Source organism: Pseudomonas violetae, from assembly GCF_023072615.1.
Taxonomy (GTDB): Bacteria; Pseudomonadota; Gammaproteobacteria; order Pseudomonadales; family Pseudomonadaceae; genus Aquipseudomonas; species Aquipseudomonas violetae.
Genome location: NZ_JAKNRW010000002.1, coordinates 141428 through 166290 on the forward strand (window position 1 = coordinate 141428; position 24863 = coordinate 166290).

The 24863-nt window shown below is 58.8% G+C and carries 14 protein-coding genes and 1 pseudogene; 10 read left to right on the top strand and 5 right to left on the bottom strand.

The features are described from left to right. Positions 1-19: 19 nt before the first annotated feature. Positions 20-5941: a peroxidase family protein gene (locus tag L9059_RS02955; protein WP_282615311.1), complete on the bottom strand. Its 5922-nt coding sequence runs from the start codon at positions 5939-5941 to the stop codon at positions 20-22. 73 nt (positions 5942-6014) lie between these two features. On the opposite strand from L9059_RS02955, the gene L9059_RS02960 reads away from it, so the two are divergent. Continuing rightward, positions 6015-7505 (top strand): sensor histidine kinase, encoded by a 1491-nt coding sequence (locus L9059_RS02960; protein ID WP_247287297.1) that lies wholly within the window; start codon positions 6015-6017, stop codon positions 7503-7505. Here the strand turns inward: L9059_RS02960 and L9059_RS02965 are convergent, their stop codons facing one another. Then, on the bottom strand, positions 7506-8204 hold the full coding sequence (locus tag L9059_RS02965) for a response regulator (RefSeq protein ID WP_247287299.1): 699 nt from the start codon (positions 8202-8204) through the stop codon (positions 7506-7508). Between the two features lie 313 nt (positions 8205-8517). Here L9059_RS02965 and L9059_RS02970 point away from each other — a divergent pair, with 313 nt between their 5' ends. The 8 genes and pseudogenes from L9059_RS02970 to L9059_RS03010 form a co-directional block, all read left to right on the top strand. Beyond that, entirely contained in the window at positions 8518-10254 is a 1737-nt protein-coding gene (locus L9059_RS02970) for a type I secretion system permease/ATPase (protein WP_247287301.1), read from the top strand. Beyond that, positions 10255-11601, top strand: coding sequence for an HlyD family type I secretion periplasmic adaptor subunit (locus L9059_RS02975; RefSeq protein ID WP_247287303.1), 1347 nt, complete (start codon positions 10255-10257; stop codon positions 11599-11601). Between the two features lies 1 nt (position 11602). Then, positions 11603-12940, top strand: coding sequence for a TolC family outer membrane protein (locus L9059_RS02980; protein WP_247287313.1), 1338 nt, complete (start codon positions 11603-11605; stop codon positions 12938-12940). A gap of 88 nt (positions 12941-13028) precedes the next feature. Next, positions 13029-14096: an ArsO family NAD(P)H-dependent flavin-containing monooxygenase gene (locus L9059_RS02985; protein ID WP_247287323.1), complete on the top strand. Its 1068-nt coding sequence runs from the start codon at positions 13029-13031 to the stop codon at positions 14094-14096. A gap of 239 nt (positions 14097-14335) precedes the next feature. Beyond that, the gene (locus tag L9059_RS02990; RefSeq protein ID WP_247287326.1) at positions 14336-15262 is read left to right on the top strand and encodes a universal stress protein; all 927 of its coding nucleotides are present in this window, start codon (positions 14336-14338) and stop codon (positions 15260-15262) included. A 139-nt stretch (positions 15263-15401) separates the two neighbouring features. Beyond that, the gene (locus L9059_RS02995) at positions 15402-16040 is read left to right on the top strand and encodes a VOC family protein (RefSeq protein ID WP_247287327.1); all 639 of its coding nucleotides are present in this window, start codon (positions 15402-15404) and stop codon (positions 16038-16040) included. Positions 16041-16468: 428 nt separating this feature from the next. Beyond that, positions 16469-18646 carry a TonB-dependent siderophore receptor gene (locus tag L9059_RS03005; RefSeq protein ID WP_247287329.1) on the top strand — a complete coding sequence of 726 codons (2178 nt, stop codon included), beginning with the start codon at positions 16469-16471 and terminating at the stop codon, positions 18644-18646. 171 nt (positions 18647-18817) lie between these two features. Further along, positions 18818-19060 (top strand): annotated as a pseudogene (locus tag L9059_RS03010) (hypothetical protein); the annotation flags it as partial. A gap of 102 nt (positions 19061-19162) precedes the next feature. Here the strand turns inward: L9059_RS03010 and L9059_RS03015 are convergent. Both L9059_RS03015 and L9059_RS03020 read right to left on the bottom strand, forming a co-directional pair. Then, complete coding sequence (locus L9059_RS03015; RefSeq protein WP_247287331.1) at positions 19163-21748, bottom strand: bifunctional diguanylate cyclase/phosphodiesterase; 2586 nt, start codon at positions 21746-21748, stop codon at positions 19163-19165. 288 nt (positions 21749-22036) lie between these two features. Next, positions 22037-22981 carry a LysR family transcriptional regulator gene (locus L9059_RS03020; RefSeq protein ID WP_247287333.1) on the bottom strand — a complete coding sequence of 315 codons (945 nt, stop codon included), beginning with the start codon at positions 22979-22981 and terminating at the stop codon, positions 22037-22039. A 121-nt stretch (positions 22982-23102) separates the two neighbouring features. On the opposite strand from L9059_RS03020, the gene L9059_RS03025 reads away from it, so the two are divergent. Further along, complete coding sequence (locus tag L9059_RS03025) at positions 23103-23513, top strand: RidA family protein (protein ID WP_247287335.1); 411 nt, start codon at positions 23103-23105, stop codon at positions 23511-23513. A 283-nt stretch (positions 23514-23796) separates the two neighbouring features. On the opposite strand, the gene L9059_RS03030 is transcribed toward L9059_RS03025, so the two are convergent. Next, a complete protein-coding gene (locus L9059_RS03030; RefSeq protein WP_247287344.1) occupies positions 23797-24444 on the bottom strand; it encodes a hypothetical protein in 648 nt (215 codons plus the stop codon). Between the last annotated feature and the right edge of the window lie 419 nt (positions 24445-24863).

Here is a 24863-nt window from a genome sequence, read left to right on the forward strand (position 1 = left end):
GCCTTATTTGCGTTAACGACTAGACCACGCCGACGAAATCGCTCGCCGTCAGGGCGACATGCCCGACCAGGTCGATCTGGATATCAGCCGCATTACCGTTGTTGACATTGCCCTCCACGTAGGTGTGATCAACCCCGCCGACGTTGACGAAGTGGTACTTCAATTGCGCCTGGTTATTGAACTCGCTGCCGGCGCCATTCCACTCGCCGAGGAAGGTGAAGTTTTGATTACCGGCCGATCCGGCGCCGGAGGTCCGGGCATCGATCTGCGACAGGTCGATGTGATCTTGCCCCTGGGTGAAGTCAGTGATGACGTCCCGGGTCTGGGTGAACGTTCCTGAATCCCCGATGGCCGAGAACACGAACACGTCATTGCCTGTTCCGCCGGTCAAGGTGTCACGGTTCGCGCCACCCACCAGGGTGTCGTTACCCCCGCCACCCACCAGGGTGTCGCTGCCGCCGAGCCCCATCAGCACGTTGTCGCCAGCGTCACCGGTCAACGTATTGGCACCCATGCTACCAATCACATTTTCGATGCCCGTCAACGTGTCATTGCCCGTTTGTGTGCTGCTGGCCAGGCCAGTGGTCAAGTTGACCGAGGCATTGGCCGAGGTGGCCGACAGGTCGTAGGTGTCGATACCATCACCACCGTCATAGCTGTCGTTGCCGTCGTTGAGCGAAGCCTGGAAGGTGTCGTTGCCTAGGCCGCCAAACAGCGTGTCCTGGCCCGTACCGCCGACCAAGATGTCGTTTCCGCTGCCACCGTCCATCCAGTCATTGCCGCTCCCGCCTTGCAGCACGTTATTGGCGGCATCACCCTGGATGTGATCGTTGCCGGAACTGCCGATGACGTTTTCAATGCCTGTCAGGGTGTCGCTGCCCGTCTGGGTACTGGTTGACGTCCCGGCCTGCAAATCCACCGTGGCCGCCGCCGAGGTGGCCGACAAGTCATAGGTGTCGGTGCCCGAACCACCGTCATAGTGGTCGTTGCCGTCATTGACCGACGCCAGCAGCGTGTCGTTGCCCGCCTCGCCGAAGACCGTGTCGTTGCCAGCCAGACCTCTCAACTGGTTGTTGCCACTGTTGCCATGGATGATGTTGTCCAGCCCGTTACCGGTGCCGTTGATGTTGTTCGACCCCAGCAAGGTCAGGTTCTCTACGTTCGCACCCAGAGTGAAGCTGACGGAAGACATGACCGTGTCGGAGCCCTCGTTCAGGTTTTCCTGAACCACGTCGCCGCTGGAGTCGACCATGTAAGTGTCGTTGCCGGCGTTGCCGCGCATCGTATCGCTGCCCGTACCGCCGTCGAGCAAATCGGCACCCAAGCCGCCGTTGAGGACATCGTTACCCGAGTAACCCAGCAAAATGTCCTGAAAGTCGGTGCCATTGAGCACATTGCCGAAGTTAGTGCCTTCGATGAAGCGCCCGACGGCCTCCGACGGGTCGGAAGTGAGTTGCTCCACCGTGCCGTTGTTATCGGTGTAGGTGGTGATCACCCGCAGTTGCTGGCCGAACTGTGCCGAGGTCGGCGCAAAGGTCGACGCGTTTGCCCCGGCGATACTCAGCCAGGCCGCCCCCACCAGCGCTTGCCACTGATAGGAGAAGCCGCTTGGCCCAGGCAAACCGTCCGCGTCCTGGATGGCCGAGGTGTTGGCAGTCAGCCGATATTGGGCCGGGACTGGACGACTCGGTGTGGTCGGTGCAGTCGCGTAACCCGACAGCACCACATTACCGGTGGGCAACTGGTTGTTGACGTTGAGACTGATCGTGCGATCAGCGAAACGCAGTTTTTCCACGCCAATCACGATATCCGTGCCATCGACGTTCGCTGCGCCCACCCGTAAATCCACCACTTTGAAGGCGGTGATCAGTTCGCCACCCGGCCGGGTATCGGTGAACTTGGTGATGCTGTAGTTGGCATAGTCGCCACTGAACACCGCCGTGTCCGCCGTGCCATCAGCCGTACCGGGCGCCTCATGGTTGTCACCCAGGACGAAATTGGGACGGCTCGCCTGCAAACCGGTGAAGTGCTGGTTAAAGCCCTGACTGGCAAGCAGGTGATTCAAATCGGCGAGTTTGATCGAGTCACCGACAATAACGTCGTTGCCGCCGTTACCTTGAACAACATCGTCGCCGCTGCCGCCAATCAGCCAGTTCTCCGTGGCATCGCCGATCAGCCCCGCCGAAGGATTGCCCGGTGCTGCCGAGTTCGGGCGGCTGTCACTGAAGCGCGAACCGATCAGGCCTTCAATGTCCGTCAACAAGGCATTGAAGGGCTGAAACAGGACGCCGGTGCCGGGCGCCGCGACCACGTTCTGATTGTTAAGGTCGGCAGCCGCATCCAGGGCAATGTTCACATCGCTGAAAGCCACGATGTCGAAACCGATATCGCCAATGGCTTCATCCCCGTCACCCTGGCCAGGCGCACCACCCAGGCCCGGCAGCAGGATGTCGTCACCGGCACCGCCAAATTCCTGGTCGCCAGTTGAGCCGCCGGAAATGATGTCGTCACCGTCATCCCCAAACAGGATGTCCGGGCCGTCACCACCGTAGATCTCATCATTGCCGTCACCGCCATGCACCAGGTCGGTGTCCCCCCCGGCGTCGATGTAGTCATCGCCGGCGCCACCGTAAATCTCGTCGATCCCGGCTTCGCCATAGAGGTGATCGTTGCCGCCACCGCCGATCACAATATCGATGCCACCCGCGCTGGTCCCGGCGTAAATGATGTCATCGCCTTCACCGCCATCGAGGAAGTCCTCGATGTCACCGCCATAGATGATGTCGTTGCCGTCGCCGCCATAGATGTGGTCGGCGCCCGCCTTGCCATCGAGGATGTCATCGCCGCCTTCACCGTAAATCGTATCGTCGCCATCACCGGCGTCGATCCAGTCGTTGAAGTCGGTACCTACCAGCACTTCGTGTGAGTTGTAACCCACAGACGCCGTTCCATCGGGGTTCTCACCATTGTCTGGACGATAGTCACGGATATAGGTTTGGGTGGTATGCGTTTCCGGATTGGTCAGGGTTATCATCAAGCCGTTACCCCCGATCCCGCCAATCCCACCCGTGGAGTAAACGCCGACCTGTTTCTGCGCGATCAAATCGCCATACTTGTGTTCGCTCTTGTAGTCGGCGGTCGCGGTGTAGCTCAACTCGATGTAGCTGTCGGCGTAACCGAACACATCACCCGCCAGGTGCCGGGCATCAGTGGTTCGTTCAATGATGTCCTTGAACTGCTCGGTCACCACCTGTTCGTTGAGGTTGGTCATCGCCGGCAAGCCCAGGTCGAGGCGGTACAGGTAATAGAACCGGTCACCGTCCATCAACCGCTCCATCTGATCCTCGAAGATAGCGTTGAAGGTGGGGCCCAGTTGTCCAAGGTACACGTGTTTTTCCGCCAAACCACCGATCCACAGGTCAATCGAGTTATACCCATCATCACCGACTACGTGGCCCACCCCGGGAATCGCGGCTCCGGAGAGGAAATAAGCCGCCTCCTCGGGCGTGATAGTAATACCGGCGTAAGTTTGCGCCACACCTGTTTGATCGGCATCGATGATCGCCTGGGCATGAACCACGTCACCGTCGAACGAATAGGCCGCGATGAAGTTCACCAGGGACTCTGGGTGAATCATGTTGTTGGCGAAATCGCTCCAGCTGGTATAGGGGGTCAGGCTATCAACGATTAGGTTGGTGTGATGCTGCGCGCCAGCCGGTGAGGCCCGCTCGGCAATCAGCGCATCATGAATCTGCTGACGTGCCTGGTTCAGGGTCGGTAAACCGAGGTCACGACCACGGGCCAGGTTGATCGTTGCCAGATCCAGTGGCTGGCCGAGCAAGCCTTGCTGCAACGCCGGCGTGACAAATTCATCGATCTCGGCGCTGACCTGCCGAGTCATGCCCAGCGCAATGGCTGTAGGCCCTATCTCGGCAAAACCGGCGGGGTTTAGGAACGCCTGCTCCAGCGCGTAATGGGTAATTGCGCCAGTCAGGTCGTAGCCTCCGCTGGCATTTTTTTCGAGGGCATCGATAGTTTCGCGCAATTGCGAGTGCCCGAAACGGAAGGCAGCCTCGCCGTACTCCAGGGAAATATTGGCGTTGATGCCCGAATCGTAGCTGACGAACTCCGGCAAATCCGGAGTGATCAACCGGGCGTACTGGTCAATTGCAACGTGCTGGTACTCCATTTCCACCGTCAGCTTCGCGGCGTAAAACAGCTTGTCCTGATCCCAGGACACCGTGACCCCGTCGGCCAACGTAAAGTTGCCATTACCGTCGGAGTAAAACCCGCCGCTGCCATTGCTGACCTGCACTTGCCAATTGTGCCGTACCGCGACATCGGTCAGCGACAGCACCTCGTTTTGCAAGTTGATCAACTGCACGTTGTGGTCTTCGTGGAAGACGTGGTGAATGGCTGTCAGCCCAAAGTTTTCGTTCGCCCGGCCGTCACCGGCAATGTAGTGGTCACCCACCGACTCCAGAAGCAGCTCGTTGGCCACTGCATAGTCGGCGCTGCCCAATGCTGCACTAATGGAGAAGTCAGTGAAATTGACGAAACTGAACAGGTTTTTCGACCCGGACTCATAGTTGAAGACCATTCCGAAAGGGTTATTCGCATCAAAAGTAATGCTCGTAATAGTCGGGTCCAGCATCATCAGCTTCGCCTGATCGATATGCGCATCATCGAAGTGCGGGTTCATGTCCAGCAGGATCGCTTCGCGGGTGTACACCACTTGCACGCCAGGCGTGCTTGGATCGGCATCGAGCACATGGCCGTTGGCATCGCGCACGCGGAAGTTGACGATGTCATCCCAGGTCAGGTCGTCACGCAGGGTGCCCAATATATGGGCGCGCAGTTCGTTCAAGGTCGGTAGCGTCTGGTGGGTGAGCACGCCATTGAGGGTCCAGGCCGCCTCGTCACTCAAGGTGTTACCGTCAAACAGTGCAGCCCCGGCTATGTATTGGCCAGGATGGTTAGGGTCCTCCACCCATTGGCGGAGCAATTGGGTCACGGCGTCATTGGAGCCATAAGTCTGATTCTGATCGATATAGGGCGAGTCGAGGTTGACGTATTGCGCTTGCCCTTGCCCGTCGAATTCACTGACCGTGGCACGGTGAACCTTGATCGAATACACCGGCTGTCCATCAGGGCCGATAGTGCCATACAGTGGATCACTCTCCGCCAGGGGGATGGTGATCGTGGCGTTCTGGTTAGGCTTTTCGATGAAGTCCAGCCCGTGATCGAAGAATTGCCCGAACAGGGTGAACCAGCCAGTGGTCGACGGGTCACCACTGACGGTGTTCTGGTTACGAATGAAGTACTGACCGGAATCCGGAGAAGAATTATCGATCTCTCCCAGGTCTTTGATAAGCCCCGGATCGATGACTTTCGCCACACCGGTGGCGGTATGCACAATATGCCCCTGAGCATCAGTTTCGAAAGTGACCCCGCCACTGACAATCGTCTGGCTGATCATTCGAGGGGTGTAGTCCACCACAGAAACTGTCGGGTCGCTGTACAGTGAACTACTGTCAGAGACAGCACCCGCCGGAACATGCGGCCCAGCCAGGGCGTCATTAGCCAGATTTTGGGGAACATAATGCGCGAAATCCGCGCGAGTCAGCCGGATGAAGTTCTGATCGAAACTGCCCCAGCTTTGCCCATCCTGGGTCAAGTTGTTGAAGTGTCCGGAAACGTCACGCAAGCCGATCGGGTCCCTGGCGCCGTTGTACCAGACGGTTTCTCCCGGAGGAGTGTCAAGCGGATTGAAGCTGCCCAATACGCCGAGTACGTGAACATTCCCGTCTGAGCCTTTGTAGCCGTAGAGCGGCTCACCAGCGGTGTTATAGCCAACAACATGAATGGTTGGGAAAGCAACCTGCTGCTCAAGAAACGAAACATCGTTTTGATTGAGGGTGAAGCGCTTTAGCTCATACATGGCAATCTCCAGATATCCGTTGAGTGGCAGGGTTTTCCAACCGACTTATCACGATCATCACGGAACCTAAGCAATGGCAAAAGATGCAAAAGTCGAATCAAAAAACCAGACTTTTGGCGGTGATCCGACTGAGACTTTGGTCGAGTCCGCGCCTGCCATCGAGGCCGGTAACGCCCGTCACTGGTTCAGCCGTATCAAGGTCCAGACGCGCAACCTGAGCCGTTCCACCCAGTTCGTGATTGCCGCCGCGTTGATCCTGGGACTGACAATGTTTTTCGTTGGCAAACTGGTCAGTGCGCGGATAGAACGGGCCGCCGTGCAAAGTGCGGCAGAGGCCGGTGCCCACTACATGGAGGCGTTTCTGGAGCCCTACGTGCAGGAGATGAGCCGCGATAACGCGCTGGCACCTTCCAGCATCAAGTCCCTGGATGGTCTTATGGGAAGTCGTTCGCTGAAACGGCACATCGTCTCGATCAAGATCTGGCGAGCCGACGGCACGGTGGTGTACAGCACGGATAAGTCCATCACCAATCGCAAATTCCCGATGGACGAAATCGCCGAAGCGCTCAAAGGTAAAGTGGTCACCGACCTGGAAGACCTGAGTCAAGAGGAGAACGAATTCGAACGAACACTCAACGTGCCGCTCTATGAAATTTATGCGCCGCTACGAGAGTTTCACTCCGGAAAAATCATTGCGGTGGGCGAGTTTTATGAGAAGGCTGAAAGCCTGGAGCAGGAAATAAATCGGGTACGCCAGCAGGTCTGGATGGTGGTCGGCGCCGCGACCCTGGCGATGCTGATTCTGCTGTTTTTTCTGGTGTGGCGCGGGGACAAGATCATCCAGCGCCAGCAAGTGGCGTTGCGCCTGCGTCTGCTGGAACAAACCCGGTTGCACGTCAGCAACGCCGCGTTACAGCGCAAGATGACCACCGCGACCCAGGAGTTTTCCCGGATCAACGAACTGACCCTGCGCCGCATTGGCGCGGACTTGCACGACGGCCCGGCACAGCTGTTGACACTGATCCTGATCAGGCTCGACGACCTGGCCGAAAACTGCGCGAGCGTCGATCAGGAGTCTATGGAAACCATTCGCGGCGCGGCGACCGATGCATTGCGCGAGGTGCGGGACTTATCCCGGGGGCTGGCCCTGCCGGAAATCAATGACCTGACGCTGCTGGAGGAATTGCAACTGGTGGCGAAACGGCACGAGCAACGCACCGGCACCAAGGTCGAACTGAAACTGGGCTCGTTGCCCGACGCGGCAACGCTGCCGCTCAAGCTTTGTCTTTATCGCTTCGTGCAGGAGACCCTGAACAATGCGTATCGCCATGCCCGCGGCAAGGGCCAGGTCGTGAGTGGGAACCATCTCAACGGGAAGTTGCTCGTTACGGTTAAGGACGATGGCCCGGGCATGGCCCCTGACGCCCTGGTGGTCGACACCCACGGCCGGACACGCTTGGGGCTGGCGGGTTTGCGTTATCGGGTCGAATCGTTGGGGGGGCAATTCAGCATTGATTCATCCCCCGGCAAAGGCACCTCGGTGAACGCGCAATTCAAGTTGTAGTCAGGAACCGCTCCGAGCGTCCATTGGCGCCGCCGCCGAGCTGATGTGCAATCGGCCAATGGCTTCGTGTTCCCAATAGCGGCGCAGGGCGGTGACGGCTTCCACCCGATTACGCGCATGCAGCTTCTGCATCACACAGGTCATGTAGTATTTGACGGTTTTTTCGCTGATCAACAGCTTTGAAGCAACTTCCTTGTTAGTCAGGCCTTTTGAGACTTCACGAATGATCTGCTCCTCCCGATGGGTGAGGTCGATTTTGCGCACTTGCGCTTCATGTTTCTTGAAGTTACTCAGCAGCTTATTGGCGAACTCGGGGGTGATATACGTATCACCCCGGGCGACCGAGCGGATCGCCAGCACCAGGTCCGGCCCGCTCACGCCCTTCAATACATAACCGCGAGCCCCGGCTTCCAGCGCACAGTAGGCATCATCCTCGGACTCGGAAACCGTCAGCATCAGCACTTTGACGTCCGGCACCTGCGTGGTAATGAACCGCACCGTGCCAAACACATCTCCCGGCATATTGACGTCCATCAGCATTACATCCGGACGCGAATGCAGCGCGATATCCCGGGCATCGTCGGCGCTGGCGCCCTGCTCCACCACTTGCAGGTCTGTTCTTTTCCTCAAGGTATTGGCCACGCCTTCACGCAACAACGGATGGTCATCGGCAATGCCGATACGGATAAACGGGTTCATAACGCGCTCCTGGGAGGGCAAGTGTCCGGACACCATTGATTAATAGCAGGTAACCCGCGCGTATGCCGGGCGCTGGTCGGGTATGCCGGGGCCTGGAGCGTCGCGAATTAGACTTAGGTCTTACGAACTTCTATCGCCAATCAAGCGTCTTCATGACAACTTCTTGAAATAAACAACTACAAACCTTTGTTTTAGAAGCCAATATAAATCGCCAATAAAACGCCGCCAGCATAAACCCGGCCCGGCGCCTCATCCGACCAACAGTCGTTCTCCTACGCTGAGGTACATAAAACCCCGGCATTGGAACCTCCCGATGGACAAGAAAACCCAGCCGCGATCCGAGTTCTCCGAAGTGCTTTTTCGGCTGCGCCATACCTTCTATTCGCTGGCCGGGTTCAGTGGCGTGATCAATGTGCTGATGCTCGCGCCGGCCATCTACATGCTGCAGGTGTATGACCGAGCGTTGGTCAGCAGCAACCTCACGACGCTGCTAATGCTCACAATCCTGATGATCGGGTTGTACACCCTTCTGGCGATGCTGGAAGTGGTTCGCACGCGGGTGTTGATCCGGGTCGGCAATCGGCTGGACATGGCCCTCAACCGACGGGTGTTTAGCGCGGCGTTCGAACGCAACCTGCAACGGGCTGGCGGCAATCCGGCGCAGGCCCTGCAAGACCTCGCGCAGGTGCGCCAGTTTCTCACCGGTAACGGTCTGTTTGCGTTCTTCGACGCGCCATGGACACCGATCTACCTGTTCGTCGCCTACCTGATTCACCCATTGCTCGGGATCGTCACCCTGTGCGGTTCATTGATTTTGGTGGCCCTCACCTGGCTGACCGAAATCGCCACCAAAAAACCCTTGGGCGAGGCTGGCATGGCTGCGCAGGTCTCCGGTACGTTTGCCAACAACAACCTGCGCAACGCCGAAGTCATCGAAGCCATGGGCATGTTGCCGGCGATCACCCAGCGCTGGTTTGGCAGCCACCTGCGGATACTGGAAATGCAAACCCTGGCCTCCGACCGGGCGGCCTACATTAGTGGCCTGGGACGTTTCGTGCGGATCACCCTGCAATCGCTGATCCTCGGCACTGGCGCCCTACTGGCGATCGAAGGCTCCATCACCCCGGGCATGATGATCGCGTGCTCAATCCTCAGCGGCCGCGCCCTGGCACCGGTAGAACAACTGATCGGCGCCTGGAAACAACTGCTGACCAGCCGCCGGGCCTGGGCGCGCTTAACGCACCTGCTGCAAGAGTTCCCGCCCCGTGCCGATGCGATGAAGCTGCAACGGCCATTGGGCATGCTCTCGGTGGAGCACCTGCACGCTACAGCGCCGGGCATGAGCCAATCGATCATTCGCGGCCCGCACTTCAACCTGTCACCGGGGGAATCCCTGGGCATCATCGGCCCCTCCGCATCGGGCAAATCGACCCTGGCGCGTTTGCTGGTAGGCATCTGGCCGGCGCAAAGCGGCAAGGTTCGCCTGGACGGCGTTGACGTTTACCTGTGGAACAAGGAAGAACTCGGTCCCTGGGTCGGTTACCTGCCCCAAGATGTGGAATTGTTCGAAGGCAGTATCGCCGACAACATCGCCCGCTTCGGCGTGGTCGACAGTGACGCGGTGATCGTGGCCGCCAAGCGTGCCGGCGTGCACGACATGATCCTGCGCTTTGCCCACGGTTATGACACCACCCTGGATGTGGACGGCAATCCGTTGTCTGGCGGGCAGCGCCAGCGCATTGGCCTGGCCCGCGCGCTCTACGGCGAGCCGTCGATCATCGTACTGGATGAGCCGAACGCCAACCTCGACGACGCCGGGGAAAAAGCCCTGATCGAGGTCCTTGAAGATCTCAAGATTCGGGGGTGTACCACAGTGCTGATCTCCCATCGCCCGAGCATCCTCGGCACCGTCGACAAAGTGCTGATGCTGCGCGAAGGCAGCACACAACTGTTCGGCCCCCGAGAGGAAGTGTTTGCCGCGCTGCGCCAGACCAGCGTGCTGCCGACCGTGGGCGCCCCCACCCTGTCAGCCGTTCGCGGGAGAGAATAAATGGGTGCCTTGAGTCTTGATCCTCGCGGCCAGGAACTGGCCCGTGCGGAGGCCAACATCGATGTCGACGACCATCGCCCGGCGCGCTGGGGCGTGTTGCTGGTGGTCCTGGGGTTTGGCGGGTTTATGCTCTGGTCGTGGCTGGCGCCGCTGGACGCCGGGATCGTCGCCAACGCAACCGTCAAAGTCACCAGCAACCGCAAGACCATCCAGCACCTCACGGGCGGCAGCGTCGAGGCAATTCTGGTGCGCGAAGGTGACAGCGTCAGCAAAGACCAGGAACTGGTGCGGCTCGACGCCACCCAGGCGCTCTCGGAACAAGGGGTGGTGAACGCCCAGTTCATCGCCACCATGACCATGGCAAACCGTTTGGAAGCCGAGCGCGACGGCTTGCCTGACGTGGTGTTCGACACGGCCATGTTGCAGCGCTTTGCCGGCAACGAACACCTGAACGACGCCATCAACCTGCAACGTCATCTGTTCGCCACGCGCCGCACCAGCCTTGAAGGCGAGGTCAGCATCCTGCGCGAGTCACTCGTCTCCGCCGAAGCGCAAATTAAGGGTTTGCAACACATTTACGGCGCCCGCTCAGCGCAGATCGGTTTTCTCAATCAGGAACTGGTCGGGGTGCGCCAACTGGCGGCCGAAGGCTATGTGCCGCGTAATCGGATGCTCGAACTCGAACGCACCGGTTCGGACCTCAATGCCTCCCAGGCCGACAACCTCAACAACATTGCCCGGGCCAAGGGCCAGGTGGCCGACATCAAGTTGCGCATCCTTCAGCGCGAATTCGACTACCGCAAGGAAGTGCAGTCGATGCTCGCCGATGTGCAAAAGGAAAACAGCGCCCTGACCGACCGTTTGCAAGCCCTGGATTATCAGGTGCGCCACACGGTCATCCGCTCGCCCATCGACGGCATGGTTCAGGGTTTGAGCGTATCGACTATCGGCGGCGTGATCGCCCCCGGTTTCAAAATCATGGAAATCGTGCCAGCCCACGAGCCGTTGCAGATCGACGCGATGATTCCGGTGCAAGCCATCGACCGCATGACGCCGGGCCTGCCGGTGATTATTTCGTTTCCTGCGTTCAATCATGTGCAAACACCAAACATTCCGGGCCAGGTTCTGACCATCTCCGCTGATCGGTTGCTGAACGAAGAAAACAAGCAGCCGTTTTACCTGGCGCAGATCGAAGTGACGCCGGCGGGCATGGCCATGCTCGGCAGTAACCACATCCGCGCAGGCATGCCCGCCTCGGTCACCATCAAGACCGGTGAGCGCAACATGCTGAGTTACCTGTTGAAACCACTGCTCGATCGCGTCAATAGCGCGTTCAAGGAGCAATGACATGATCGGCGCCCGTCTGCTTATCGCCGTGTTGGTCTGCTCGGCCCCGCCGGCCCAGGCCCTGGACCTTCGCGAAGCATGGAACCTTATGCAATTCCAGGGGCCGACCTACCTGTCCGCCGGTCACGAACGGGACGCGGCGCTGGAAAACCGTGCCATTGGCCATGCCGGGGTGCTGCCTAAAATTGGCATTACCGCCTTCGACAACCACATCAACGGCACGCAAAAACAGCCGGACTTTTACGGCAACAGCCACACTAACGATCTGAACTACAACTCCCGTGGCGCGACCCTGCAACTGCGCCAACCGCTCTTCAACAAACAGAAAATGGCCGAGTATCGCCAGGGCGAGTACCAGGCCGACTACGGCGTAGCGGTGTTCGACGGCAAGGCGCAGGACGCCGCAGTGAAACTGGCCGGACGTTACTTCGACGTGCTGCTGGCCCACGAAACCGTAGAGCTATCAATGGCCAAACTCAAATCCTTCAACGAGCAAGTAGCCTCGACCCAGCGGCGTAAAGACCTGGGCGATGGAACCATCACCGACGTAGACGAAGCAGCAGCCCGGCGCGACCTGGCCCAGGCCGAACTGATTGAGGCCGAGGACAGCGTCACCGTGGCCCGACGCCTGTTGCAGGAATACCTCGGCCAGCCCCCCGAAGAGGTCGCCACCCTGCAGGACACCTTCCCCACCCCGCCCCTGCAACCGGACAACTTGCAGGAATGGATCATCCGCGCAGGCACCGACAGCCCCTTGATCCGGGCCCGGCGCTTGAACGTCAACACCGCAGACGAGGAAGTCGCCAAGGCCAAGGCCGGGCACTGGCCGACCCTCGATCTGGTGCTGGGCTACACTGCTGCGGACAGCGAAACCCTGTCCACCCAAAACCAGCGCAACCGCTATACCTCGGCCGGGCTGGAACTAAACATTCCGCTCTACAGCGGCGGCTACGTCAGCGCCCGAGCCCGGCAAAGTGTCGCCACCCGGGATCAGGCCGAAGAGGATTTGAACGCCATCCGCGAAGAAATCATCTCCGGCACCACCCGGGAATTTCGCGGCGTGCAAAGCGGCGAAGCGCGTATCCATGCCTTGGAAAAAGCCGTCAAGTCCAGCGAACGCTCACTGGACTCCTCGAAAAAAGGCTTTCTGGCCGGCAGCAGTACCAACGTCGACATCCTCAACGCCCAGGAACAGATTTACACCGCCCGCCGCGACCTGTTCGAAGCCAAGCTGCGTTACCTGCTGGCCAAGCTGCGGCTGGCCGCCAACGTCGGTGCACTGGGGGACGATGACATTGCCAGTGCCAATGCTTATCTGGGGCCGAAGTTAGCGTTTTGAGCCAATGCACCGAACGCTTGAGGAACATCAACAAATACCTGTTCCCGATGGGTTACCTTGGTGTGACTCTCACCCCTGAGGCTTCCCCATGCCTTCTACCCGCACCGAAGTGGATGTCGCGATTATCGGCGGCGGCCAGTCTGCACTCGCCGTGGCTTACTTCCTGCGCCGAACCGGGCGCTCCTTTGTGATCATCGACGCCGAAGACGCGCCGGGCGGCGCCTGGCGGCACGGTTGGAGTTCGCTGCGATTGTTTTCACCCTCGACCTGGAGTTCCATCGCCGGCTGGATGATGCCGCCGGTCACAGACGGATACCCAAGCCGCGACCACGTGCTCAATTACCTGAGCCAGTATGAACAACGCTACCAGTTCCCGACAGAGCGCCCCTATTGGGTGAGCGCTATTGAGCGCTGGGACAATCGCCTGCACGTCAAGGCTCGGGGCCGCAGCTGGCTGGCCCGCGCGGTGGTGAGCGCGACCGGCACCTGGCGTCATCCCTTCCTGCCGCACTACCCCGGCAGTGAAACCTTCACTGGCCAGCAACTACATTCGGCCCACTACGTCGACGCCGCCCCGTTTGCCGGAAAAACAGTCCTGGTGGTGGGCGGTGGCAACTCCGGCGCCCAGATCCTGGCCGAAGTATCCAAAGTAGCCGACACCTTATGGGTCACCCCGCAGCCGCCGCAGTTTCTTGCCGATGATGTTGACGGCCGGGTGCTCTTTGAACGCGCCACCGAACGCTGGAAAGCCCAGCTCGCGGGCATCGTTATTGAACAACCGGTCGGCGGGTTGGGCGATATCGTGATGGTGCCGCCCGTCATCGAAGCCCGGGAGCGTGGCGTGTTAAATGCGGTTCGGCCTTTCGAGCATTTCACCGAAACGGGCGTGGCGTGGGCCGATGGCTCGCACACGCCGGTCGATGTGGTGATCTGGTGCACCGGTTTCCACCCTGCCCTCGGCTATCTCGAGTCACTGGGTGTTTGCACCGCCGACGGACGCGTGGCCGTCGAAGGCACGCATTCAACTCAGGAGCCGCGCTTGTGGTTGGTGGGCTATGGCGACTGGACAGGCGCCGCCTCCGCAACATTGATCGGCGTCACCCGCACGGCACGCAGTACCGTCGAGGAAATTGAGCAGTTTTTAACGGAGCACTGAGTCGGGCGGTTATCACCATGCCTTTGGGGGCACCCGCGATGCCGATGATCAACCCCATGAGCATCTGCGGTTACCCCGGCAACCACACGTCGGGGTGGCAACTGCCTTAACGCGCCTGCTTGATACAGATCAAGCCCCAAATGCCATTCAGCGCCAGCATCGTCATCAAACGTCACCGCAAACAACCTCGCGCAGCCATGTCGGGCCAGCGTTTGTGTGATGACCCAAGGGAGATTTCCATGTCTGAGCAAGCACGTTTCATGTTGGTCGCCTCAGCCCTGATGCAAAACAGTCCCGCGTTTGATCGGGCCGCCGCATTGGCCAAGGCTGAAGGCGCCGCGTTGCACATTGTGGCCTTCGATTACCTGGAGGGCCTGGCCACCGCCGGCATGGTCAACGAACAAGCGCTGGAGCAGATGCGCCTGGGTTATGTCGAGCGCCATCGCCAATGGCTGGAGGAACAAGCCCGCCCGTTGCGCAAAATCGGCGTGACCGTCACCACCGAAGTGGTCTGGGTCGAAAACCCCTTGCAGGAAATCCTGATCCACCTCAAAGAACAGCCTATGGCCTTGTTGATCAAGGCGCTGGAACACGAATCGCTGCTTTCGCGGTTGATGTTCACCCCGCTGGATATTCACCTGCTGCGCGAATGCCCGGTGCCCCTGCACTTTGTAAGTCATGTGCAGCACGCTTTGCCGCGCAGAATCGTCGCGGCGGTCGACCCCTTCCATCACGATGGCCGGTACGAAGGCGTCAACGACCGGATCTTGAACGAAGCGGTGAAATTGGCCACTGCGTGCAATGCCCGGGTCGATGTGCTGTACGCCTATGACCTTTCCTCGATCAACGCCGATGAATTCGGCTTCGACAATGCGTCGGCCTTCTTCTCCTCAGGCAACGCCAAGGCCCTGTTCGACGCACAGGGCCAGGCCTTCAACGACCTGGCCGAACGCAACGGCATCCCACCGGAGCAACGCCACATGGTCATGGGCAACCCGGCCAAGGTCCTGGCCAGTTATGTCGATGCCTACAGCGTCGATGTAATCGTTATGGGCCGCGTCGGCCATCATGGTGTCGGCCGGTTGGTGGGCAGCACCGTGGAACATCTGTTGTACAAAATGCCTTGCAGTGTTTGGGTGGTGTCGCCGCAAGTCCTGGAGGACTGATCGGCGAGTGCGCGCGAAAAAAAGGGGCCGACGTGTGAGCGTTGGCCCCTTTTTGCATGAGCGAAGATCAACCCATGCCCGCGTTCGGCAGCACCTACACTTGTTCGCGATGGATAAACCTCGGTAAGGCACTCCGCACATGAAAAGCACCCTCGATCACCTCGCCATCGTCGCCCCCGACCTCGACACCGGCTGCGCCTTCGTGACCCGCGTGCTCGGCGCCGAGCTGCAACCCGGCGGTGCGCATCCGCGCATGGGCACTCACAATCGGCTGCTGTGCCTGGGCCCGGACACTTACCTGGAAGTAATCGCCATCGACCCGTCCGCCAAACGTCCCGACCGCCCGCGCTGGTTTGGCATGGATCAATCGGCCGTAGATGCGCCGGCACGGCTGACGACGTGGGTGGCGCGCACCGACGACATTCATGGCATGAGCGAAGCCTGTCGCAACATCCTCGGCAACCCCGAGCCCATGACCCGAGGCGCGTTGGCCTGGCAAATCACCATTCCCGCTGACGGCAGCTTGCCGTTGAACGGCTCAGCGCCGACGTTGATTCAGTGGGAACAGGCGCCACCCCCCGCGAGCGCGATGGTCGATCGGGGTTGTTCGCTGGTGGCGTTGGACGTGTTTGATCCTGATCCGGGGAAAATTCAGGCGCTGCTGACCGCGATCAACTTTTCCGGGCCGGTTCGTCTGCATGCACTGGCCGCAGGTTCAACGCCCTATCTGGTGGCGCATATCCAAACGCCCGACGGTTTGAAGACACTGCCGCTGTAATCGCCGCCCCTACACCAACCGCTCAATCTTCTGGATTTCGATTGCGATCGGTACGCTGGATACGCCGTTCCAGGCGACGAAGCAGCGGCAGGCGTGTGTCGCGTCGAAGGCGTCGTGGTTTGAGATAGCGGATCAGTGGCCGCAGGACGGCTGACGGGTTTGACCGCAACGGCATCGGGCGCTGTAAAGGCGCCGGCACGCTACGGGATAGGCCGCTTGTAGCCCGACACTCATCGCCAACAATCCTCCCGGCCTACGCGGCCAACCGCTCTAAATCGCACTTCTTCCCCCACCTAAATGTGAAAAATTTGTCAATTCCCTGTCCCCGCAGGGTTTTTAGCGCTGAAACAATCTGCCACACTGACGCGAATAATTATCATCACGATTACTATTTGCCAAGGAATGGCTATCGGGGGAGTGTCAGGTTCATGTTTGTGTATCAACCGCAAAGCCGTACGTTTTTTTCACCGGGCCTGCTGGCCTTTGCCATTAGCCTGGCAAGCACTCAAGCCGCCAGCGCCGCCGACGCCCAGCCTGTCGACGCTGACGCCACGCCAAAACCGGCGACGCTGGAGCTGGACGCCACGAGCATCACCAGCACTCAACTGGGTGCCACCACCGAAGGTTCGGGGTCGTACACCACCGGGCCGATGCAGACGGCGACCAAGTTGCCGCTGACCCTGCGTGAAACCCCGCAGGCGGTGACGGTGATTACGCGCCAGCGCATGGACGATCAGGCCATGACCAGCATCAACGATGTGGTGAAGAACACGCCCGGCCTGTTCCTCAATCAGGACAGTGGGCCTGGGCGTCAGACCTACAGTTCTCGTGGTTTTGACATCGACAACATCATGTACGACGGCCTGCCGAGTTCGTATTCGGGCTACACCATGGGCGTGCAGCCGAACCTGGCGATGTTTGATCGCGTGGAAGTGATTCGCGGCGCCACGGGGCTGGTCACCGGCGCGGGCAACCCGTCGGCGGCGATCAACATGGTGCGCAAACGCCCGACGTTCACCCCACAGATTAGCCTGACGGGGACGGCCGGCAGTTGGGATGATTATCGCGGTCAGTTTGATGCGTCCGGTCCGCTCAACGATAGCGGCACCTTGCGCGGAAGAATGCTCGGGTCTTATCAGGATGCCAACAGTTTCCGCGACAAGGAGCAAAGCGATCACGGTCTGTTCTACGGGATTACCGAGGCGGACCTGAGCGACAGCACCACCGCGACGCTGGGCTTCTCGCGCCAGGAAGACCAGACCAATTTCTTCTGGGGCGGCTTGCCTCTTGGCACCGACGGGCACCACCTCAACCTGCCCCGCTCCACCTACCCTGGCACCGATTGGGAAAACAAAAAGCTGCGGATCGACACGGTGTTCGGCGACGTCGAACACCGTTTCGATAACGGCTGGAAACTGCACGTCGCGGGCTCGACTTCGACGCTGGACGGTTTGTTCTCCGGCACCTACCTGTCGCGCTACAACGGCCCGCTGGAGACCACGGCCTGGCAATCACGCCAAGACGAAAAGCAGACCGCGTTCGACACGTATGCTAGCGGCCCGGTCGACGCCTTCGGCCGGACTCACGAAGTGGTGGTCGGCACCAGCAAACGCCTCTACGACAACACCACCAAGGAATACAGCCCCTACGACACCGGGCTGCCCATTGGCGCGCCCAAACCGGACTTCGTGCGCGACGGCAAAAGCCACAGCATTACCACACAGGACGGGGTTTACCTGACCACGCGCTTGAGCCTGGCCGATCCCTTGACGCTGATTCTCGGCGGTCGCCTGGACTGGTACGACTACGACGACCGCGCGGGCGACGCCGACTACAAAGTCACCCGCAACCTGACGCGCTACGCCGGTCTGATCTACAAGCTCGATGATCAGTATTCCGTGTACGCCAGCTACACCGATATTTTTAACCCGCAAACTGAAAAGGATCTCTCCGGCAAACTGCTGGAACCGATCGTTGGGGAAAACTACGAAGTCGGCATCAAGGGCGAGTACTTCAATGGCGCACTCAACGCCAGCCTGGCGGTGTTCCAGATCGACCAGAAAAACCGCGCCACTCAATCCGCGACTCAGTTGGGTTGCCCGGAGCTGACCTGCTACGACGCGTCTGGCCTGGTGCGCAGCCAAGGTATTGATATGGAGTTGCAAGGCGCGCTGACCGAGAACTGGCAGGTCGGCGGCGGCTACACCTACACCCGTGCCCACTACCTCAAGGACGCCGACCCGGCGAAGAAGAATCAGCGTTTCGAGACCGACACGCCGGAGCACCTGTTCAAGCTCTCGACCGTTTACCGCCTCCAGGGTCCGCTGGAAAAACTCCGGGTGGGAGGCAACGTCTATTGGCAGAGCCGTATGTACAACGACGTCCCGGTGGCCAATAGCACGTACCGTCTTGAGCAAGGCAGCTACGCCGTGGCGGACTTGATGGCGGGTTATCAGGTCAACAAGCACCTGGACTTGCAACTGAACGCCAACAACATTTTCGACCGGGTTTATTACTCGGCCATTGGCGCCAGCACGACGTGGGGTTCCACCGACACGTATGGCAACCCACGCAGTTATGCGCTGACGGCTAAGTACACCTTCTGACGGTGATTGAGGACGCTGCTGCCGAGCATGGGTAGCAGTGGTTCAACGCTCCCCGCGCCCAACCATTGCTCGCGTCGATAGTCATCATCACATCAATGAAGTTCTCATAAAAAATCCCCCGCGTAACATCCGCTCCATACCCAACCCATAAGCACCCCGGAGCACACACTCATGAAACGCCAAACTCTTCTCAGCATCGCTTTCTCGGTTTTCGCAGTTAACGCTTTTGCCGCAACGCCAGCCCATACGATGATCGCTGAAGGCGGTTCGGACCGGTTGATTGAAAGCCGAGTGGCCGAGGGTGGTTCGGACCGGTTGATCGAGAACCGCGTCGCTGAAGGTGGCTCGGATCGTCTGATTGAAAAACGTGTGGCTGAAGGCGGTTCCGACCATTTGATCCAAAAACGCACTGCATGAATGAAGGCCTTTACCGCAGTACCCAACAAAAAGCCCGGCCTAATCAGCCGGGCTTTTTCGTGCGTTCGCTACAGCAGGCCTCGTTTTGGGCATTGAGCGTCAGGCGTTGCTTGTACTGCCGGTGTGGCCCAGGCGTTCCAGCAACGCGTCGAACGCTTCAACTTCCAGCGGCCGACTCAGGAAATACCCCTGGCCTTCATCGCACGACACCGCTTTGAGCAGTTGCAGGTGTTCAGCCGTTTCAATGCCTTCAGCGGTCACGGTAAGGGATAACGCACGCCCCAAGCCCACGATGGCGAGGATGATCGCGTTGTCATCCTCGCTTTCACCCAGCCGGTTCAAGAAGCTGCGGTCTATTTTCAGGCCATCAAAAGGGAAAGTGCGCAGGTAGCTCAGCGATGAATAGCCGGTTCCGAAGTCGTCCATGGCTATGCGCACGCCGAGGCGTTTGAGTGTGCGCATCACCTCCATGGCGCCAGCGGCATCTTCGAGCATCACGCTTTCGGTAATTTCCAGCTCCACGCGCGCAGGGTCGATTCTGGTGTCGTGAAGTGCTTTCTGGATGCGCTCAACCAGGTTGCCACGCTTGAACTCGGTAGATGACAGGTTGATGGAAACAAACAGGTTTTCCGGCCACTGCGCCGCGCAACGGCAAGCGGTGCTGATTACCCAGTTACTTAAAGCAATGATCAACCCAGACTCTTCGGCAATGGGAATAAACGTGTCAGGTGGGATTAAACCGCGCTCAGGATGTTGCCACCGTACCAGCGCTTCAGCGCCGACCATCTGGCCATCCGCGATGCGATAGCGCGGCTGGAAATGCAGCCGCAGCTCACCGTGCTTGATCCCAAATCGCAGGTCACTTTCCAAACGACGACGCTCAATGATCCTGGCGTTCATATCCCCGGCATAAAAGCGCCATGTGTTACGCCCTGCGCTCTTCGCCTCGTACAGGGCGATGTCCGCATAGCGGAGCAACTCGGCGGCTTCCAATGCGTCCGTCGGCGCCATCGAGATGCCAATACTCACGCTGACGAACACTTCCTGCTCGTCGATAGCTATCGGCCGCTCAATGGAGTCGATCAGACGACGACAGAGCGTCTCGACTTCATCCTGGGAACTTATGTCAGTGAGGATCAATACAAACTCATCCCCCCCGATACGGGCGACAAGGTCGCCATCGCGCACACAGTCGGCCAAGCGGCTCGATACTGCATTCAGGACGGCATCACCGGCGGCGTGCCCGAGCAAGTCATTGACCGGCTTGAAGCGATCAAGGTCCAGACTGAGCATGATCAGCGGCTGCTCCAGCGTCGGCAATGCATTGAGTTTGCCGTCAAGAAACTCCCGAAGGCGGGTCCGGTTGGGGAGCCCGGTCAAGGCGTCGTGCTGCGAGAGGAATTCGATTCGCTGACGGGCTTCAACTTCCTCTGTGACATCCGTCGCAGTGCCGCGAAATCCTCCACCGGTCATTGCTCGCGCCGACAGGCGAGTGATGCGCTCCCGACCTTGAGGGTCGACGTAGCGGCACTGGACGCTGATATCCGGACGACGGTTCGGAATGCTTAGCCACTGGGATAGCGTGCCTAGTTCCGTACATAACAGATCATCGATCGTCGCACCGACCCAGGCCTCCCGGGACAGCCCGGTAACGACTTCAAAGCGCTCGGACAAAAAGGTCAGGCGCCAGCCAGCATCGATTTCCCACACCCAGTCCGAGCTGGCTTCAACGACGTCGCGAAAACGCGCTTCACTGGTGGCGAGGGCGTTCTGACTGCTTTGCAGCGATGCGTAACTGGCGTCCAGCGCCTGTGCCCCGGCGGTGGTGCGACGCAAAATGGTCCAGACCATCAGGCACACCAACAATGCGGCGATGCCGATCAATGGCAACCCGATGCCCAACAAACGCAGGCCTGGCTTTGAAGATTTCCAATGCACAGTGCCTGCGACGCCGCCATCACCCAATGGCAGCAGCGACGCTGAGCCGGCTTCACCGGCGCTGGCGATCTGCAGCCGATCCACCCCGAAATCGTTGCCGATCAGCGCCAGCTTGGTGCTGTTCAAAACATCCACGAAAATCAGCACCGACGGCTGCCTGTCATCCGGCACTACGGTGGGGTCGGTGCCCGGCGTGATCGCGGCAGCCGCAACGACGGCGGGTACGCCATTTACATTGATAAAGACAGTGGTCGGCGTTTCTGTTTCCGCGCCAGCGCGAGCCTTATCGAGAATGGGGGTAATGGACTGCCCCAGCCACTCTGCGACTTCAACGGTTTTGAGCTCACCCTTGACCACCGAATACACAGTGCGATTGACGTCATCGACAACAAACAGCCCCTGGAATCCAAAATCCTTATAAACCGTCGGCCCGATGTTTTGTCGAACGAAAGCCCAGTCTGGGTCTACTTCGGTGTGCAGGTGTTTATAAGCATCTCCCCAAAAGGCGTAGTCCTTTACCGTTGAACGCAGCGACTTTTCCAGCGATTGCATCGCCTTTTGGGTATAGAAAGCGCTTTCTACCTCCTCCTTTCGGTCTAAATCGTGGGCAAGGTAAACAAGTGAGACGCTGGCCAGTACAAACACGCCAGCCAGCAGGCCCGCAAACTTGAAAAGAGAAGCTCGCGTCAGCGAAACACTGGAGCGATGGGTCAGCGTACAAACGATGGAGGCGAGATTCTTTGGCATAATTTCCAGATAGTCGTAGAGACAAGTCAGTCGCTTATAGCGCTATCGGCTGCGTTAACGGATCGGTGAGTCATCTCTTTCACAAAGCCGTTTTAAATCCTCTCACGCAGGCTCGCCCAGGTTTTGTCCCGCATTCTGTAGAGGATCGAAATTACAGCATGGATAGCGGGATACGTGAATGACATTAAGACACTTTGGCGGAGGTAGGTTCAACGGTTTTCAAGGTGCAGTTCGCCGAGGAGTTGCGGCGTGAACGGATGAAATCACGCGCAAGGTGGCGGACCGCAACTAGCCGGGGCTCTGGGCTGGCTGAGTAGGTCGGACTATGATCGGTGCATGTTGTGCCATCAGTTCAGCGACCCAATCGATGAACACCCGCAGCTTGAGGCTGATGTGCCGGTTCGGCGCAAACGCCACGTAAATCGGCATCGATTCGAGGCGCCAGTCTTCGAAAAGGCGAACCAGGTCGCCCCGGGCTTTGTGAGCCTTGGCCATGTAATCCGGTAGCCACAGCACCCCCATGCCGGCCAGGCCTGCCGCTAGGTAGGCAGTACCGTCATCGACCGCCAACACATAGCGACCCTTGATATTGACGCTTTCACTGCCGTTACGCATGGCGTAAGGCAGCGCTTTGCCCGTGCGCGCCCAGAGAAAACCGACGATTCGATGCACCGAGTCTTCAAGGTCTTGGGGGTGTGACGGTGTACCGAGGCGCGCCAGGTAACTTGGCGCGGCGTACACGCCCAGTTGCAGGTCGCCGACCCGCCGGGCCATCAGCGATTGATCGGTCAACTCGCCGCCTCGCACAACGCAATCAACGTTCTCACCGATGATGTCCACCATGCGATCACTGACGCCCATGTCGATCTGGATGTCGGGATATCGCGCGTGAAACGCCGGTAAGGCTGGCATCAAAATCATGCTGGCCAACGGACTGGGCACATCGACCCGCAGTCGGCCCCGAGGCAACGCCGCTGCCGTGGACAGACTGGTTTCAGCATCGTCCAGATCAGCCAGCAGCCGCACAACGCGCTCGTAGTAAACGGCACCGTCGGCGGTCAGGTTGACCTTGCGCGTGGTGCGGTTGAGCAACTTGACCCGCAGGCGTGCTTCCAGTTGCTGCACCAGTTGCGTCACGCTGGTTTTGCTCATGTGCAGCGTCTCGGCAGCCTTGGTGAAGCTGCCCGCCTCCACCACCCGCGCGAACGCTTGCATCGCATCAAAACGGTCCATTTCGGCTTCCGATTGTTTGGGAATCACAAACAGTGATACCTACGGTTGCTCGTTTATCGGGCCGGCGCAAGTCCTTACAGTCACTTCATCGTTGTTTTGAATCCGTTGATGGAGACACTGTATGAACCCGCGTGATGTGGTTTTTCCGCCTGAACGCCAGGCCTTGTATGAACGCAATCGCTATTCGCCGGCGATTAAATCCAATGGCTTCCTGTTCGTTTCCGGACAAGTCGGCAGCACGGAGGATGGCTCACCCGAACCGGATTTGGAGGAGCAGGTGCGGCTCGCTTTCAACAACCTGAACGCAATTCTGGGCGCCGCTGGTTGCACCTTCGACGACATGATTGATGTGACGGTGTTCATTGTCGACCCGGAATCGAAGTTCGACACGATCTGGAAAGTGTTGCCCGAATTCTGGGGCGAGGCACCGCACCCGACACTGACCGGCGTCGGGGTGACGTGGCTGTACGGTTTTGAGTTTGAGATCAAGGTGATTGCCAAGCTGCCGGAAAGCGGCAATCACCCCATCTGAAATAGACACTGAACCTGTTGCGAGGGGGGGATCCCCCCTTTGCAGCGTTCATCGATGCTTTTTTAGCGCCGCAGCAGTTGTGGGCGTGCCGTTGAACGGGGACGGACAGACAAGCGATTAGTTGCCGATGGCGCCAACCCGGCCCAAGGTTCCGTCGTCTCAGGGATGACTTAAAACAAAAGCGACCTTCCCGGTGCCGGCCGTTATCACCAGCCTGCACAAAGAGGGTCGTTTCCATTTCCCGGCTTCGAAAGAGGCCCCGAGACTTAAACACTAAACCGTTCTAGCAAGCGCTCGCCACTGCCCGGTGATGGGTATCGACGGCGTCGGTTTGTTTCGCTCGCCAGGTCAATACCAGCATCGTCAGGAAGCCCAACACGATCAGTACCGGATACGCCATCAACAGCTCAGAAAGTGAATATTTCCAGGCCAACGGACGACCGACGCCCAGCATCGCGGCATACATCCAGGACACCGCCGACAACGAGCCACAGAACATCGCCAGCATCCGTGCGCTGAACCCCAGATTGAGCAAGGAACCCGCCTTTTGCAGTGCCGGCAAGACCAGGCGATGCAACAGCACGCCGTTATAACTCAACATCATGACAATGATCACTTTGGCTTGCAGTTTTGGATTCATGAAATAATCCGTGCCTTTGTCCAGATAATCAATGCCGACGATGACGATGCCGCTCACCCATAGTGCTATCAAAGCAACGACTACAGAGGTTTGAAGACTTTCCATGTGAGCACTGTCATGCTCAGTGAGTAATTTCCGTTGTACCAAATCTTTAACCATTGCAATATCACTGGTCAGCACCAGACCAATCGCCACACAACAGGCGACCAAATGAACATACACAACACCTAAACGTAAAAACTCCATGAACTCTTTATTTTCGAGCAAGCTCATAATTGTAGTTATCGCCACGGTATTTTCTCCACCTTATTAGATAGTACAGATCGGCTCTTTAACAGGGCACTGGATTGTTTAATAACACCCTGCACGACCTTACTGACACAAGACAAGCCAAATCATGGACTTGGCACTGCAAAGCCCATTGATTCGCGTGGCAAATCAATGAACGGTATAGGTACTGCCTCCTGATTTTCAGATAAAAAAATCCCCATTTGCATACTCTGCACATGAGGTTCAATTTCCACTTCTTTACGGCGACTGCAAAAGCACGTCATGGGGTGAGGTGCTGAAGAATCAGAGGCCCATAATGCAGGAATGTTCATTTTTTGAGCAGGCTACCGACAAACGGCAGTCCCGCTTAACGCTCTCTTAACGCGAACTAATGCAGCAACTAACTCGGCAACGCCCATGACAACTGGCCTGCTCGATTA